The organism is Chitinophaga vietnamensis (assembly GCF_902167635.1).
GTDB lineage: Bacteria > Bacteroidota > Bacteroidia > Chitinophagales > Chitinophagaceae > Chitinophaga > Chitinophaga vietnamensis.
The window spans coordinates 60,144-75,904 of sequence record NZ_CABHMS010000011.1; the positions used below are offsets into that span (position 1 = coordinate 60,144).

15 protein-coding genes and 1 tRNA gene are annotated in these 15,761 nt (G+C 48.0%); 11 read left to right on the plus strand and 5 right to left on the minus strand.

Going from position 1 to position 15,761, the window contains the following annotated elements:
- The first annotated feature begins 13 nt into the window (after positions 1–13).
- The 6 genes from FPG75_RS24435 to FPG75_RS24460 all read left to right on the plus strand — a co-directional run bounded on the left by FPG75_RS24435 (position 14) and on the right by FPG75_RS24460 (position 4,954).
- Entirely contained in the window at positions 14–670 is a 657-nt protein-coding gene (locus FPG75_RS24435) for an NADPH-dependent F420 reductase (RefSeq protein WP_394348564.1), read from the plus strand.
- A gap of 192 nt (positions 671–862) precedes the next feature.
- Positions 863–944: transfer RNA gene (locus FPG75_RS24440), tRNA-Leu, on the plus strand.
- Positions 945–1,167: 223 nt separating this feature from the next.
- Complete coding sequence (tig, locus tag FPG75_RS24445) at positions 1,168–2,547, plus strand: trigger factor (RefSeq protein ID WP_143310670.1); 1,380 nt, start codon at positions 1,168–1,170, stop codon at positions 2,545–2,547.
- Positions 2,537–3,238, plus strand: coding sequence for an ATP-dependent Clp endopeptidase proteolytic subunit ClpP (clpP, locus tag FPG75_RS24450; RefSeq protein WP_143310671.1), 702 nt, complete (start codon positions 2,537–2,539; stop codon positions 3,236–3,238). Before tig ends, clpP begins: the two co-directional genes overlap by 11 nt.
- 141 nt (positions 3,239–3,379) lie before the next feature.
- Positions 3,380–4,624, plus strand: coding sequence for an ATP-dependent Clp protease ATP-binding subunit ClpX (gene clpX / locus FPG75_RS24455; RefSeq protein ID WP_143310672.1), 1,245 nt, complete (start codon positions 3,380–3,382; stop codon positions 4,622–4,624).
- 36 nt (positions 4,625–4,660) lie between these two features.
- Entirely contained in the window at positions 4,661–4,954 is a 294-nt protein-coding gene (locus FPG75_RS24460) for a hypothetical protein (protein WP_143310673.1), read from the plus strand.
- A 419-nt stretch (positions 4,955–5,373) separates the two neighbouring features.
- Here the strand turns inward: FPG75_RS24460 and FPG75_RS24465 are convergent, their stop codons facing one another.
- From FPG75_RS24465 to porX, 5 genes are all read right to left on the minus strand, one after another.
- Complete coding sequence (locus tag FPG75_RS24465) at positions 5,374–6,513, minus strand: acyl-CoA dehydrogenase family protein (RefSeq protein WP_143310674.1); 1,140 nt, start codon at positions 6,511–6,513, stop codon at positions 5,374–5,376.
- A gap of 10 nt (positions 6,514–6,523) precedes the next feature.
- On the minus strand, positions 6,524–7,441 hold the full coding sequence (locus FPG75_RS24470; protein ID WP_143310675.1) for a ComEA family DNA-binding protein: 918 nt from the start codon (positions 7,439–7,441) through the stop codon (positions 6,524–6,526).
- 67 nt (positions 7,442–7,508) lie between these two features.
- Positions 7,509–8,270 (minus strand): MBL fold metallo-hydrolase, encoded by a 762-nt coding sequence (locus tag FPG75_RS24475; RefSeq protein ID WP_143310676.1) that lies wholly within the window; start codon positions 8,268–8,270, stop codon positions 7,509–7,511.
- 18 nt (positions 8,271–8,288) lie between these two features.
- Positions 8,289–8,612: a hypothetical protein gene (locus FPG75_RS24480; protein WP_143310677.1), complete on the minus strand. Its 324-nt coding sequence runs from the start codon at positions 8,610–8,612 to the stop codon at positions 8,289–8,291.
- A gap of 30 nt (positions 8,613–8,642) precedes the next feature.
- Positions 8,643–10,196: a T9SS response regulator signal transducer PorX gene (gene porX / locus FPG75_RS24485; protein WP_143310678.1), complete on the minus strand. Its 1,554-nt coding sequence runs from the start codon at positions 10,194–10,196 to the stop codon at positions 8,643–8,645.
- A gap of 433 nt (positions 10,197–10,629) precedes the next feature.
- On the opposite strand from porX, the gene FPG75_RS24490 reads away from it, so the two are divergent.
- From FPG75_RS24490 to FPG75_RS24510, 5 genes are all read left to right on the plus strand, one after another.
- The gene (locus tag FPG75_RS24490) at positions 10,630–11,751 is read left to right on the plus strand and encodes an HD domain-containing protein (RefSeq protein WP_236652888.1); all 1,122 of its coding nucleotides are present in this window, start codon (positions 10,630–10,632) and stop codon (positions 11,749–11,751) included.
- Between the two features lie 87 nt (positions 11,752–11,838).
- A complete protein-coding gene (gene lpxD / locus FPG75_RS24495; protein WP_143310680.1) occupies positions 11,839–12,888 on the plus strand; it encodes a UDP-3-O-(3-hydroxymyristoyl)glucosamine N-acyltransferase in 1,050 nt (349 codons plus the stop codon).
- 34 nt (positions 12,889–12,922) lie between these two features.
- Positions 12,923–14,341: a bifunctional UDP-3-O-[3-hydroxymyristoyl] N-acetylglucosamine deacetylase/3-hydroxyacyl-ACP dehydratase gene (locus FPG75_RS24500; protein ID WP_143310681.1), complete on the plus strand. Its 1,419-nt coding sequence runs from the start codon at positions 12,923–12,925 to the stop codon at positions 14,339–14,341.
- A gap of 6 nt (positions 14,342–14,347) precedes the next feature.
- Positions 14,348–15,148, plus strand: a complete 801-nt coding sequence (gene lpxA, locus FPG75_RS24505) for an acyl-ACP--UDP-N-acetylglucosamine O-acyltransferase (RefSeq protein ID WP_143310682.1) — start codon at positions 14,348–14,350, stop codon at positions 15,146–15,148.
- Positions 15,132–15,749: an ABC transporter ATP-binding protein gene (locus FPG75_RS24510; protein ID WP_143310683.1), complete on the plus strand. Its 618-nt coding sequence runs from the start codon at positions 15,132–15,134 to the stop codon at positions 15,747–15,749. Before lpxA ends, FPG75_RS24510 begins: the two co-directional genes overlap by 17 nt.
- Positions 15,750–15,761 lie beyond the last annotated feature (12 nt).

Genomic DNA, 15,761 nt, shown 5'->3' on the forward strand with positions numbered 1-15,761 from the left:
CTGTCAATAGTCAATGGCGCGGCCTCTCGCGGAGTGGCATCTTTGCGCCATTAAATCTTTTCATATGAAAATAGGTGTAATTGGTGCAGGCGCCATCGGGATGGCATTTGCCCGCAAGGCTGCAGCAGCAGGCTACGAAGTACTGATCAGCAACAGTCGCGGCCCCGCCTCGCTGGCGGCCGCTATCGGCGATACGCCGGGTCTCGCCGCCACTACAAATGAAGCAGTGGCCGCAGCGGATATCATTTTGTTATCAGTGCCCTGGCAACATCTCGATGCCGCCACGCAATCCCTGCCGGATCTCAGCGGCAAGGTGGTGCTGGATGCTACCAACCCCGTGATCCTGCCAGGTTTTATTTTGCCCGACCTGGGCGGCAAGGCTTCCAGTGAAATCGTGTCGGGAAAAGTAAAAGGCGCCGCCGTGGTAAAGGCCTTCAATACTTTATCACCCAAGCTGCTGGCGGCTCCTTCCTCGCAATTCGGCGGCCGCCGGGTGATTTTTTATGCTGGTGATGACGCTGCGGCCAAAGCCAGAGTAGCGGCCTTGCTGGAACAGATGGGCTTCGCCGGCATCGACCTTGGCGGCCTGCTGCAAGGCGCTGCTATGCAACAATTCCCGGGTGGCCCGCTGGCAGGATTACACCTGGAACTGTTCCCTTTTGAAAACTAGGTTCCCGCCCTTGAAGCGCTTGAAGCGCTTCAAGGGCTTTCTGCATTTCAGGTGTTTTGTTATGCGATAGATTTTGTTAATTCCCAAAAAATAATACCTTTGCAATCCTTTTTGAGCAACGAAAGGCAGCTCTTTTTATGTATTTTCGCGCGGCGTCCTTGAGGCGCGGCAAGTACAAAGCTCTTTTATTTAGCGGGTGTGGTGAAATTGGTAGACACGCCAGACTTAGGATCTGGTGCTTCACGGCATGGGGGTTCGAGTCCCTCCACCCGCACATCAACATATAATATTATGTGGCAATGTGTCAATATGGCAACGTGATAATGCTTCTGCTCTCCCTCACTATCATTGTCACTTCAGCACATGTTTGATACAGCCCCACCTGATTTATTAATTTTTTATTTCCTGCCATTCCTGCTTGCCGTTGTGACTTCATGGCAGAAAATCAAACAAGGAATCATTATTGCTTCATAAAGAACATTTTATACAATTCAATTATGGCAACCGTTACCAGAGAAAACATTGGTTTATTGAACGATAAGATCACTGTGAAAGTGAGCAAGGAAGATTACCTTCCTAATTTTGACAAGGCAGTAAAACAATTCAGCAAAAGCGCAAACATACCCGGCTTCCGTAAAGGAATGGTGCCCGCTGGTATGGTGAAAAAAATGCACGGTGCCGCAATTTTCAGCGATGAAGTGTTGAAAACTGTGGAAAAAGAGCTGATGGGTTATATCCAGACAGAAAAACTGGACCTCTTCGGCCAGCCACTGTCTATCGACAAAGAAGCTAAAAACCTCGACTTCAACGCCCCGGCTGATTATGACTTCAACTTCGAAGTAGGCGTGAAACCAGCTTTCAACGTAACACCACTCGAAAATAACAAAACCACCCTCACTAAATATAAAGTGACCGTTACCGACGACATGGTAAAGGACGAAATCGAGCGTCTGCAACTGAAAGGTGGTAAAATGACCGAGCCGGAAACAGTTGATTCAGAAGATAACGTGATCAACGTTACTTTCGAAGAATCTGATGCCAAAGGCAACCTCGTAGAAGGCGGTATCGTAAAAGAAAATGCCCTGCTGGTAAAATATTTCAGCCCTGCTATCCAGGAACAGCTGAAAGGCAAAAAGAAAGATGATTCCATCGTTTTCCAATTGGCTACTTCTTTCGACGAACAACGCCTCGGCTGGATACTGAAAGATCTCGGCTTTGGTACTGACGATAAAGAAGCTGCACAGAAATACTTCAAACTCACGATCACCAAAGTAGGCCTGATCGAGAAAAGAGCACTCAACGAAGAATTCTTCAAAGAAGTTTATCCTGCGGATAACATCACCACTGAAGAGGCTTTCCGCGCTAAACTGAAAGGAGAGATCGAAAAATACTGGGATAGCGAAACCCGTAACCACATGCACAACGACCTGTTCGAGATACTGGTTCACGAGACGCCCATAGATTTACCAAAAGATTTCCTGAAACGCTGGCTGCAGGTAGGCGGTGAAAAACCCAAAACCGCTGAAGAAGCAGAAAAAGAATTCCCGAGCTTCGACCATCAACTCCGCTGGACATTGATCAGCGATAAACTGGTTCGCGAAAATAAACTGGAAGTTTCTTTCGAAGAACTGAAAGAAAATGCCAAACAAAAAGTATTAGGCTATTACGGCGGCGCTGCTGCAGATGGTGCAGAATGGCTGGAAAGCTACCTGGAACGCCTGTTACAGGACGAGAAATTTGTTGACCAGACTTACCGTGAAATGATCACCCAGAAACTGTTCGACTGGGCTGAAAGCAAGGTGAATATTAAAGAAGAGGAAATCAAAGCAGAAGATTTTGTTAATTTACCTCATAAACATCACCATCATGAACATTAATAACGAATTTAGAAAATATGCCATCCAGCATCGCGGAATCAGCAGCCTGGTAGTAGATAGCTACGCAAAAAGCCACCAGATCAACAGCTTGACTCCCTATATCCTCGAAGAACGCCAGATGAACATGACCCAGATGGACGTTTTCTCCAGGTTGATGGCTGATCGTATTATTTTCCTCGGCGACCCTGTGAACGATTATGTAGCGAACGTGATCACCGCACAGCTGCTGTTCCTGGAATCATCCGACCGCAACCGCGATATTCAGATGTACATCAATAGCCCCGGTGGTAGCGTTTACGCCGGCCTGGGCATTTATGATACCATGCAGATCATTTCTCCTGATGTAGCCACTATCTGCACCGGTATGGCCGCCTCTTTCGGCGCTGTATTGCTGGTAGCCGGCACCAAAGGCAAACGCACTGCCCTGAAACACGCCCGCGTAATGATCCACCAGCCTCATGGCGGCGCAGAAGGCCAGACCTCCGATATCGAGATCACCGCCCGTGAGTTCGTTAAGTTGAAAAAAGAACTCAACGAAATCATCGCCGGCCACTGCGGTCAACCCGTGAAAAAAGTGGAAAAAGACTCTGATCGCGACTACTGGATGACTGCCGACGAAGCCAAAGAATATGGCATCATCGACGATGTGCTTCAGAAAAATCCGAAAAAACAACTGGATACTCCCCAGTAACCGGTTAAGATAACTTTAACAGTCCCGCCCGCAGCGGGACTGTTTTTATTTATCCCGGGCCGGGAATTTTAGTGTAAATTTGTAGGCCTGTGTTATTATCGCAGGAATGCCCAGGTTCGTCGAAAAATAATTTATTCCGAAATGAAAGAATCGAAAATTCGTTGTTCCTTTTGCAACCGCTCCAAGGAAGAAGTGCAGATATTGATCGCCGGTGCGGAAGGACACATCTGTGAAAACTGCGTCGCCAACGCCCAGGAGATCATCGACCAGGAGCTCTTCGCCCCCGGCAAAAAAGCTGCTGCCGCTGCTCCCTCCCACTTTGTGCCCAAAGTGTCCAAACCAATGGAAATTAAAAAGTTCCTGGATGAATATGTGATCGGACAGGACGATGCCAAAAAAATACTCGCTGTAGCTGTCTATAACCACTACAAAAGGTTGAACCAGCAGGTAGAAGATGATGAAGTGGAGATAGAAAAATCCAACATCATCATGGTGGGAGAAACCGGTACCGGTAAAACCCTCCTGGCCAAATCTATCGCCAAATTGCTCAACGTACCCTTCACCATCGTAGATGCTACCGTATTTACAGAAGCAGGTTACGTAGGCGAAGACGTAGAGAGTATCCTCAGCCGCCTCCTGCAGGTTTGCAACTACGATGTAGAAGCCGCGGAAAGAGGTATCGTATACATCGACGAGATCGACAAGATCGCACGCAAAAATGATAACCCTTCCATCACCCGCGATGTAAGCGGTGAAGGCGTTCAACAAGGCCTCCTCAAACTGCTGGAAGGCACCGAAGTGCTCGTACCACCGCAGGGCGGCCGTAAACACCCGGAACAAAAACTGATCAAACTCAATACCCAGAACATCCTCTTCATCTGCGGAGGCGCATTCGACGGTGTTGACAAGATCATTAGCAGAAGGATACAAACCCACTCCATCGGCTTCAATGTTAACAAGGAAAAAGAAGAAGAAAGCAAAAAACAGATCCTGCGCTATGTAAATTCACAGGACCTGAAATCTTTCGGCCTCATTCCTGAACTGCTGGGCCGTTTGCCGGTAGTCACCTACCTCAACTCTCTCGACAGAGACACCCTGAAAGCCATCCTTACACAGCCCAGAAATGCGCTCGTGAAACAATACAAAAAGCTCTTCAAGGTGGAAAACATCGACCTCGTGGTAGAAGACGATGCCGTGGAATATATCGTAGACAAAGCCATGGAGTACAAACTCGGCGCACGCGGCCTCCGCTCCATCTGTGAAGTGGTGCTTAGCGATGCCATGTTTGAACTGCCATCCGCCAATGAAACCACCTTCGTGCTCTCCAAAGAGTACGCACAGGCCAAACTGGAACAGTCTACCCTGGTAAAACTTAAAGTGGCGTAAGCACCATCATTCACCCGTCAAAAATTACTATTCACTATGCAAGAACTTATTCAACAATTACAGGAAAAGGCTGGTCTTACCGCCGAACAGGCCGAGCAGTCTATCAACGTAATCAAGGAATACGTAAAAGGCAAACTACCTCCTTTCATCGCAGGCACTGTGGATAACTGGTTCGCAGGCATGAGCGGCAATAAAGCCGAAGGCAAATCAGACAGCATCACAGACAAAGCCAGCGACTTCCTGGAAAATGTGAAAGACAAAGCGGAAGACTGGGTAGATGAAGCCAAACATAAAGTATCGGACTTCTTCAATAAAGAGAAAAAAGATTAAAAGAAAAACCCTCGCACTTGCGAGGGTTTTTCTTTTATAAAGATAAATTTGATTGATCAGGGGGCTAACTGAGGGAAAGCTCAGTACTACAGATAACGTGGGATTACAGGCTATAACGTCTACTTACATTTACATCTATCTGAAACCTTTCTTAAAGAAAAGCACCCTTTTACAGGGTGCTTTCATTTGCGTAAAAGTGTTTCAAATCTTGATTTGATTTTGTGTTAAGGTTGATAAACGGTAAAGAGTGATGAATTAACCCAAATTTAACCTTCCTTTTGCAATTTTCTATAACACTAAAGGGGTAATATTTCATTTAATTGTCAAAAAAGATGAACGGTTTGTATGACGTCTCTTTTTACATTAAAAAAATCAACATCTTAAAAACGGATCAGGATCAGCTCTTATTTATCACCTACTTATCTTAATGCCTCTCTGGCGATTACAATCTTCTGTATTTCCGAGGTACCTTCTCCGATGGTACATAATTTTGCATCCCGATAAAATTTCTCCACGGGAAAGTCTTTCGTATAGCCATACCCTCCGAACACCTGTACTGCATCATTGGCCACTTTCACGGCTACTTCCGATGCATAGTATTTGGCCATGGCGGCTTGCTGCGTCATTTTTACGTGCCTGTTTTTCATATCGGCCGCCTGCATGGTAAGCAGTTCAGCCGCTTCTATCTCCGTACACATATCCGCCAGTTTAAAGGAGATGCCCTGGAAGCTGGCAATAGGTTGATCAAATTGGTGGCGTTCCTGGGCGTATTTAAGGGCTGCATCACGAGCGCCCTTGGCAATGCCCAGCGACAGTGCCGCAATGGAAATACGGCCGCCGTCCAGCACTTTCATGGATTGTATGAAGCCATCTCCCACCGCACCCAGCACATTAGCTGCAGGTACGCGGCAATTATCAAATATCATTTCCGCAGTTTCAGAAGCGCGCATGCCGAGTTTATTCTCTTTCTTGCCGCCACTAAAACCTGCTGTACCCTTTTCCACTACGAAGGCCGTCATACCGTGGCTGTCGCGCACATCGCCTGTACGGGCGATCACTACGGCCACATCGCAGCTCTTGCCATGCGTGATCCAGCATTTGGTGCCATTGATGATCCAGTCATCGCCATCTTTTTTGGCAATGCATTTCATATTCATGGCATCGGAACCGGTGTTTGGCTCAGTGAGGCCCCATGCGCCGATCCACTCTGCAGTGGCCAGTTTGGGGAGATAACGCTGCTTCTGTTCTTCATTGGCGAATTGCAGGATATGACCGGTGCACAATGAATTATGCGCAGCCACGCTCAGCCCGATAGCGCCACAGAAGCGGGCTATCTCGCTCACCACCGTTACATATTCAAGGTATCCGAGGCCGCTGCCGCCGTACTGTTCGGGCACCAATACGCCCATCAGGCCCAGCTCGCCCAGTTTCTTGAAAAGAGGAACCGGAAATTCCTGGTGTTCATCCCATTCCAACACGTAAGGCTGAATGTCTGTCTTGCCAAAATCGCGGATCGTTTGGGCAATCTGTTTCTGTATTTCCGTAGGCTCAAAGTTCATAACGCGTGGTTTAAAGTTTGATCACGATGTAATGTTCAATTTTACGATAAATAATATCATCCACCAACGGGAGCGTCTTCAGCTCTTCCACCCGGCTGAAACCCGCATGGGCACTGCGATACTGCACAATGAGATGGGCCAGTTTATAGCGTATATATGGATGTGCCGCCAAAGATTTTTCATCTGTGAGGTTGAGGTCCATTTTTTTTAGAGAACCGTCACTGATCTTCAAAAAAGGTTGAATTTTTTTGAATGTGGAATCTGGCAAGCCATAGGTTTCGGCTATCTGCGCTGTTTCGTAGAAGCCGCCGAGCCGATCCCGGAAGGCCACAATGCGCCTGGCAAAGCCGGGGCCGATCCCCGGCAAGGTTTGCCAGGCCAGCGTATCCGCTGTATTGATATCTATCGGTGCGGCATGCGATTTACCATGATAACTTCTCTGCAAGGTGTCCCGTTTATACGTCACCGTTAGGGCAGGCTTGCTAGGGTGCATTTCTTCCTTGATCATCACATAGGGCTGAAGTTGTTGATACAGGCGGGCAGAAAGGCCATACACCTTTTGCAGATCGGCCGCTTTGCGGAAATGACCGCCCTTCGCCAGGTAACGGCCGATGGTACGTACCGTTCTATCCGGCACGCCTAAACGTAACCAGCCTTCCGGCGGCAATGTATTAGGATCGAAGCGGAACAAGCTGTGTTTAACTTCCATAAAAGCCTTTTCAGGCAAGGGTTCCACGTTCCTGAGCTGCGCCTCGAATGTTTGTACTGCCGCATAAAATCCGGCGGTATCGGCTACGGGTACACGACGAAAATAAAAGATGATATCTGGTGTATAACAACTGGCCAGCACCAGCGCCAGCAGGGTAACAATACCGGCCCGCTCCTTTTTCGACAGCCGGAACCAGGCCCTCACAAATGGTTTCAACATGGGTTAACAAATTTTGATCACTGCAAAATACGGCAGCGATCCAGTGCATTCCTTTAGCAGATGTTAATCAGATATCGATCGTGAGGCCATCGTAAGCGAGCGCCACACCGTCTGGCAGCTCTTTCATCACTTCATCATGCAGCCCCATCTGGTGACTGATATGCGTGAAATACACTTGTGGTATTTCCAGCTCGCGGCCCAGCGCCATGGCCTCTTCGAGGGTAAAGTGGGAAATATGTTTTTCGCGGCGCAGCGCGTTCAGCACCAGCACTTTTGAGCCGCGGATCTTCTCCTTTTCTTCCGGGGCAATGTAATTGGCGTCGGTGATGTAAGTAAAATCATGGATGCGGAAACCCATCACCGGCATCTTGTAATGCATCACCTGCACCGGGGTAATGCGAAGGCCATTCACCTCGAAAGGCGCGTCGTCAATGGATTTCAGGTTGATCTCCGGGATACCGGGATATTTGAAATCAGCAAAGGCGTAGGCAAATTCGCGCATGATCACATTTTGCGAAAATTCTGTCGCGTAAATATCGATGGAGCTTTGCTGGAAATAGTTAAAGGCACGGATATCATCCATACCGGCAATATGATCTTTATGGGAATGGGTGATGAGCACGGCTTCCAGGTGTTTCACTTCAGCGCGCAGCATCTGGTAGCGGAAATCTGGCGTGGTATCCACCACGATATTACCTGCCGGCGACGACAGCAGGATGCTGCTGCGCAAGCGCTTATCTTTTTTATTGGAAGAGGTACACACTTCACAACCACAAGCAATAACGGGCACGCCCTGCGATGTTCCAGTTCCAAGAAATGTAACTTTCATTCCGGTATCATTTGTCATTTAAACCTGCTCTGTTGTATCTTCTTCTGTTCCCTTTTCTGTTGCCGTATCTGCTATATTGCGGTTTTCCACGATCTGCCTGTACAGCTTGTGTGATTCAGCGGTCAGCAGGTCTTCTTCCAAGGGTAGCGTGGAGAGGATATCCAGCAAGGTATTGATGCGGCCTTCCAGGTTCAGGAATTTGTTGATCACCACTACCTTTTTATGTTCCAGGATACAATAGCCGGAGGTGAAAGTGCCTTTTTCAAAACGCAGTACATACTTGGCGTCTTCAAAGATTTTTTCCAGCTTGGTCAGGTTATTAGGCGTGATCTTGATATTCATTCGGCAAAAATAATTAAAAAAGGGCTGGTTTTATTTCGATACCATCCGTGCTACGGGTACGATCATCTCTTCCAGTGAGATACCGCCATGCTGGAAGGTATTGCGGTAATAATTTACAAAATAGTTGTAGTTATTGGGATAGCAGAGATAACCATCTTCTCTGGCAAAGATATAAGATGAGTTGACGTTGGGCTTTGGAAGTCCAGCCTCGCGCGGATCGCGGAAGGCCAGTACTTCTTTGGGATCGTAGTTAAGATTGCGCCCGTGCTTGTAACGCAGGTTGGTGGTGGTTTGTTTATCACCAATTACTTTCACAGGTGTTTTGACTCTTACGCTGCCGTGGTCTGTTGCTACGATCAGGTTGATCTTTTTATCTGCAATGCGTTTGAGCGCCTGATGCAATGGCGAATGTTCAAACCAGCTGGCTGTGATAGAGCGGTAGGATGGTTCGTCGCCGGCCAGTTCCTTGAGCACCTCCATTTCTGTGCGGGCATGGCTGAGCATATCCACAAAGTTGTAAACGATTACGCTCAGCGGGTAATCCAGCATATTGTGGATATTGTTGAGCATCTGCTGTGCGTCGGCGTGGTTGGTCACCTTGGTATAGGAGAACCGTGTATCCATGCGCAGGCGCTGCAATTGCGCGGCAAAGAATTTTTCTTCATACAGGTTCTTTCCTCCTTCTTCATCGTCATTCTTCCACTCTTCCGGAAATTTATGTTCAATATCGATGGGCAGCATGCCGGCGAAAATGGCGTTGCGACTATATTGCGTACTGGTAGGCAGGATACTGTAAAAAGTATCTTCCTCCACCAGGCGGAATGATTCCTGGAAGATAGGCAGGATGGCTTTCCACTGGTCGTAGCGCAGGTTATCTATCAGCAGGAAAACATTGGGCGCATTGGGATCCATGAAGGGCACTACCTTATCACGGAACAGGGTATGCGACATCACCGGTACTTCTTTGGCTTTCGGATTGAGCCAGTTGCTGTAGTGGCGGGCGATGAATTTGGCAAACTCGGTATTGGCTTCGGCCTTTTGCGCATTGAATACTTCCAGCATTTCCGGGCTGTTGGCCTTGGTCATTTCCATCTCCCAATACACCAGTTTTTTGTAGATATCCATCCATTCATTGTAATCGGGATTGGAGCTGAGCGCCATGAAGAGGCTGCGGAACTCCTGCTGATAGGCGATGGTGGTCTTTTCCGCTACCAGTCTTTTATTATCGATGATTTTTTTCAGGGAGAGTAATACCTGGTTGGGATTGACGGGTTTGATGAGATAATCGGTGATCTGCGAGCCGATGGCGTCATCCATCAGGTTTTCAGCTTCGTTTTTCGTGATCATCACTACAGGGATCTGCTGGTCTATTTCCTTGATCTTTCCCAGGGTTTCGAGGCCGGTGATGCCCGGCATGGACTCGTCCAGCAGCACTACATCCACTACCTGATCTTTCAGAAATTCGAGGGCGTCATAACCGTTGGTGAGGGCGGATACTTTGTAGCCTTTGCTTTCCAGGAAAATGATCTGTGATTTTAATGATTCTATTTCGTCGTCTACCCAAAGTATATTTATCTGGCTCATAATTCAGTTTAAGCGTCTTTAAAAAAGGAAATTACCCCATTTTCTCGTCAAAAACCATTCCCTGCGGCAGAGAGACCGGTAATTAAATGTTAAAAAGGTACCGTGCATTCAAAAATGCATTTCCGGGCCGGAAAGTTATTTACCTTCGTAAACACGGCATTTTTATACCTGTAATTTACCAGTCACCCTTGCGGGATAGGGGTTTAACAGTTTAAAAACGTCTTATAAGTAAAAAAAATACATATAATTAATTCATGGTGTAGTTTTGTACACATTTTTGTAAATGTTGGATGCGGAAAACCCGTCTGAAATTGAATAACTGAATGCAATGACCGAACGCAAGCGAAAAATTGTTAATGATCCGGTGTATGGCTTTATTACCATAGATCACCCGTTGATTTTTAACCTTATTTCCCATCCATATTACCAGCGTTTGCGCCGTATACATCAGATGGCGCTGGCACAACTGGTATATCCGGGGGCAATGCATACCCGTTTTCATCACAGTATGGGCGCTTATCATCTGATGAGTGGCGCTTTGCAGGAGCTGAGGAGCAAGGGCGTAGAGATCACAGAGGAGGAAGAGGTAGCGGCCAAGCTGGCGATACTCCTGCATGATATCGGCCATGGGCCTTATTCCCATGCGCTGGAACACGGCATCATCGAAGATGTTTCGCACGAAGAGATCTCCCAGTGGATGATGGAGGCGCTGAACCAGGAAATGGACGGGGCCCTCACCCTCACCCTGGATATCTTCAACGGACGTTACTATAAAAAATTCCTGCACCAGCTGGTATCCAGTCAGCTGGATGTAGACCGGATGGATTACCTGAACCGCGACAGTTTTTTCACGGGCGTATCGGAAGGGGTGATCGGTTACGACCGCATCATCAAGATGCTGACGGTACACAACGGCGAGCTGATGGTGGAGGAGAAAGGAATTTATTCCATTGAAAAGTTCATTATCGCCCGGCGGCTCATGTACTGGCAGGTATACCTGCACAAAACGGTGCTGAGTGCGGAAAATATGTTGGTAAAGATACTCGGCAGGGCTAAGGCACTGGCACAGGGCGGCACGCGCCTGTTCTGTTCCCCGGCGCTGGAATACTTCCTGTATCACAACATTACCCGGGAAAATTTTGAACGCGAACCGGAATGCCTGCGCCAGTTCTGTATGCTGGACGACTATGACATTATGGGAGCCATCAAGGTATGGGCCTCTCATGAAGACAAGGTACTGTCCATGCTGTGTAAATGGCTGATCAACCGCCAGCTTTTCAAGGTGGTGCTAAGCCATGAACCCTTTGACCAAAGCGCATTGGAGCTGCTCCGGCAACAGGTGGCACAGAAATGGGACATCCATGGCCAGGATCTTGATTATTTTGTATTCTCAGACGCTGCCACACTAAGGGCTTATAATATCAACGACGAAAAAATCAATATCCTTTTCAAAGACGGAACTGTAAAAGACATTTCCTCTATTGACAATGCACTGATTAGCCATACACTGGCTATACCGGTAAAAAAATTCTACATTTGTCATCCAAAAATCTAGGCTAATAACGTTTTACCTGGCACTGAAACGTTAAAATTTTAGTTTATATAAACATGAAGGGCCTGGAAAACATTACAATTTTAAACTATGCAGTTTAGCGCATTACAATTAGCTACCATGCTAAATGGTAAGCTGGAGGGGAATCCAGATGTGAAGGTGAGCAACATCGCCAAGATCGAAGAAGCCGGTGAGGGCATGCTCAGCTTTATAGCGAATCCTAAATATGAAGAGTTCATATATACCACCAATGCTTCCATCCTTATCGTGAATGAAAGCCTGGTGATAGAACGACCTGTGAAATCAACCCTGATCCGGGTAAAGGATGCCTATAGCAGCTTTGCCCTCCTGCTGGAACAATACCGTTACCTCACTGGTAACAAAACCGGTATCCAGCAACCTTCCTATATACCCTCTTCCGTAAAAGTGGGAAAGAATGTGTTTGTGGGCGCGTTCGCCTACCTGGGTGAGAATGTGGTGCTGGGCGATAATGTGAAGATCTATCCGGGCGTATATCTTGGCGACAATGTGATCGTGAATAATGACTCCGTTATATATCCTGGCGTAAAAGTGTATGACAACTGTGTGGTGGGCTGCCGCGTGATGCTGCATGCCGGCTGCGTGATCGGCGGCGATGGCTTCGGCTTTGCCCCTCAGCCGGATGGCTCTTACAAAAAAGTACCGCAAATCGGCAATGTGGTGATTCATGATGATGTGGAGATCGGCGCCAACACAACGATCGACCGTGCTACGATGGGTTCTACTGTGATCCGTAAAGGCGTTAAGCTGGACAACCTGATCCAGGTAGCGCACAATGTGGATATCGGCACCAACACCGTTATTGCTGCACAGACGGGCGTTTCCGGCAGTACCAAGATTGGTCAGAACTGCGTGATCGGCGGCCAGGTAGGTATGGTAGGTCATATCCATATCGCTGATGGTACAAAGATCAACGCCCAGAGCGGATTGTCTAAATCTATCGCTACGCCGAACACTTCACTCACCGGCTCTCCGGCGTACGACTATAAAAGTTCGCTGAAAAGTCAGGCAATTTTTAGAAATTTGCCGGACCTTGAAAAGCGGGTGAAAGAATTGGAAGAGATGGTAAAACAACTGCTTCAGGAGAGAGCAGGCGTTTAAGTTTTGAAAGCTCAAACAGTTATACATTAGTAATATGATTGAAAATCAACAGGTGCAGAACCAGCATACCCTGAAAGGCGAGATCAGCATTTCAGGCGTGGGTTTGCACACAGGCGCTAAAGTGAACATGACACTGAAGCCGGCATCACCGGGCTTCGGCATCAAATTTCAACGTGTAGACCTGCCTAACCAACCAGTGGTAAAAGCAGACGTAGATTACGTAGTGGACACTGCAAGAGGCACCACCCTGGAGCACAATGGCGCCCGCGTGAGCACCGTGGAGCACCTGCTTGCCGCCCTGGTAGGCACCGGCGTGGATAACGTACTGATAGAACTGGATGGCCCCGAGATCCCTATCATGGATGGCAGCTCCCTGCCCTTCATTGAAGCGATCGAAAAAACCGGCACCCAGGACCAGGACGCCAAAAAGATCTATTACACCATAGATACCAACATCAGCTATTACGACGAGCAGAAAAAAGTAGAGATGGTAGCATTACCTGCCGTTGACTACCGTATCACCTGCCTGATCGATTTCAACTCTCCCGTATTGGGCACCCAGCACGCGAAAATGAAAGGCATTGAAGCATTCCGGAACGAGATCGCCTCTTCCCGTACCTTCTGCTTCCTTCATGAGCTGGAATACTTGCTGAGCAACAATCTCATCAAAGGCGGCGATATCAACAATGCCATCGTAGTGGTGGACAGGGCCGTGAATGAAGACGATATGAAACGCCTGGCCAAAGCTTTCAATCGTGAAACCATGTCTGTTCAGCGTGAAGGTATCCTCAACAATATCGAGTTGCGTTTCCCCAACGAGCCGGCACGCCACAAGCTGCTGGACGTAGTAGGCGACCTCGCCCTGATCGGTTTCCCTATCAAGGCGCATATCATCGCCAACCGTCCTGGACATGCTTCCAACGTGGAGTTTGCCCGCAAGATCAAGGCGTATATCAAAAAGAACAAGCACAACAAAGACGTACCTGTATACGATCCTAACCAGCCACCGATCTTTGATACGCCACGTATCGAAAGAACGCTGCCGCACCGTTACCCGATGCTGCTGGTAGACAAGATCATTGAGCTGACAGACGAGCGCGTGGTAGGTATCAAGAACGTTACCTTCAACGAGGGCTTCTTCCAGGGCCACTTCCCCGGAAACCCGGTAATGCCGGGCGTTTTACAGCTCGAAGCACTGGCGCAGGTAGGTGGTATCCTTGCGCTCAACAGAGTACCGGATCCACAGAATTACGACACTTATTTCCTCAAGATAGATAACTGCAAATTCAAACAGAAAGTGGTGCCAGGTGATACCATGATCCTGAAGATGGAGTTACTCAGCCCCATCAGGAGAGGTCTTGTAGAAATGCGGGGTACAGTATTTATCGGCAATAAAGTGGCTACCGAAGCTGACATGGTAGCTCAAATTATAAAAACAAGAGAAGGCAATTAACAGCAAATGATCCACCCGCTTACATACATACATCCTGACGCCAAAGTTGCGCCTAATGTAAAAATTGATCCGTTTACCGTTATTCACAAGAATGTTGAGATCGGTGAAGGCACCTGGATAGGCTCCAATGTTACCATCATGGAAGGAGCCCGCATCGGCAACAACTGCCGTATCTTCCCGGGCGCCGTTATCTCCGCGATCCCACAGGATCTGAAATACGCGGGTGAGGAAACAATTGTGCAGATCGGCAACAACACTACTATCCGCGAATTCGTCACTATCAACCGGGGCACTAAAGACAAATGGAAAACAGTGATCGGCAATAACTGCCTGATCATGGCCTACAGCCACATTGCGCATGATTGCGAAGTGGGCGACTACTGCGTGTTTTCCAATAACACTACCCTCGCCGGACATATTACAGTGGGCAACCACGTGGTATTAGCCGGTATGGTGGCCGTACAGCAGTTCTGCAAGATCGGCGACCATGCTTTCGTAACCGGTGGTTCACTGGTACGTAAAGATGTTCCGCCCTTTGTAAAAGCAGCCCGTGAGCCGCTCTCCTATGTAGGCGTGAACTCCGTAGGATTGAAAAGAAGAGGCTTCTCTCTCGAAAAGATCAATCATATTCTGGATATCTATCGTGTCATCTTCGTAAAAGGATTTAAATTATCCAAAGCGATCAGCATTATAGAGGCAGAATTTCCTGCTACCGATGAAAGAGATGAGATACTCTCCTTCATCCGTGATTCAGGACGTGGTATTATGAAAGGTTATACTTCACGCTCCAATGACGATCTCCCTTAACCAGGCCGGTAAACGCTTCAACTACGACTGGATATTCCGCAGGATTACTTACCAGTTCGAACAGGGAGAACGTTATGCCATCCTGGGGCCCAACGGCTCGGGAAAATCCACCTTACTACAAGTGATCAGCGGCGCCATTCAACACAATGAAGGCACCGTTACATACAACACGCCGGAAGGATCCATCGCGCCCGATGTATTCTTCCGGCATTGCGCTATCGCTACCCCTTATCTGGAGCTCATCGAAGAGCTTACACTCACCGAGATCATACAATTCCATTTACAGTTCAAATCATTCCTGCCTGGCATTACACCGCAGAAGGCGATGGAGCTGGCAGGCCTCGGAAAGGCCGCCAGAAAGCAGATACGGCACTTCTCTTCCGGGATGAAGCAACGTATCAAACTGGCGCTGGCCATCTTCTCCAATGTACCCGTGCTATTGCTCGATGAACCCTGCACCAACCTTGATGCTGCCGGCACCGCACTGTACCAGCAACTCATCAAAGACTATGGCGGCAACCGGCTTATCATCGTCAGCTCCAATGATGAACAGGAATACTTCATGTGCCCTCACCGTATTCACATCACAGACTATAAGTAGTTAAATGACTGA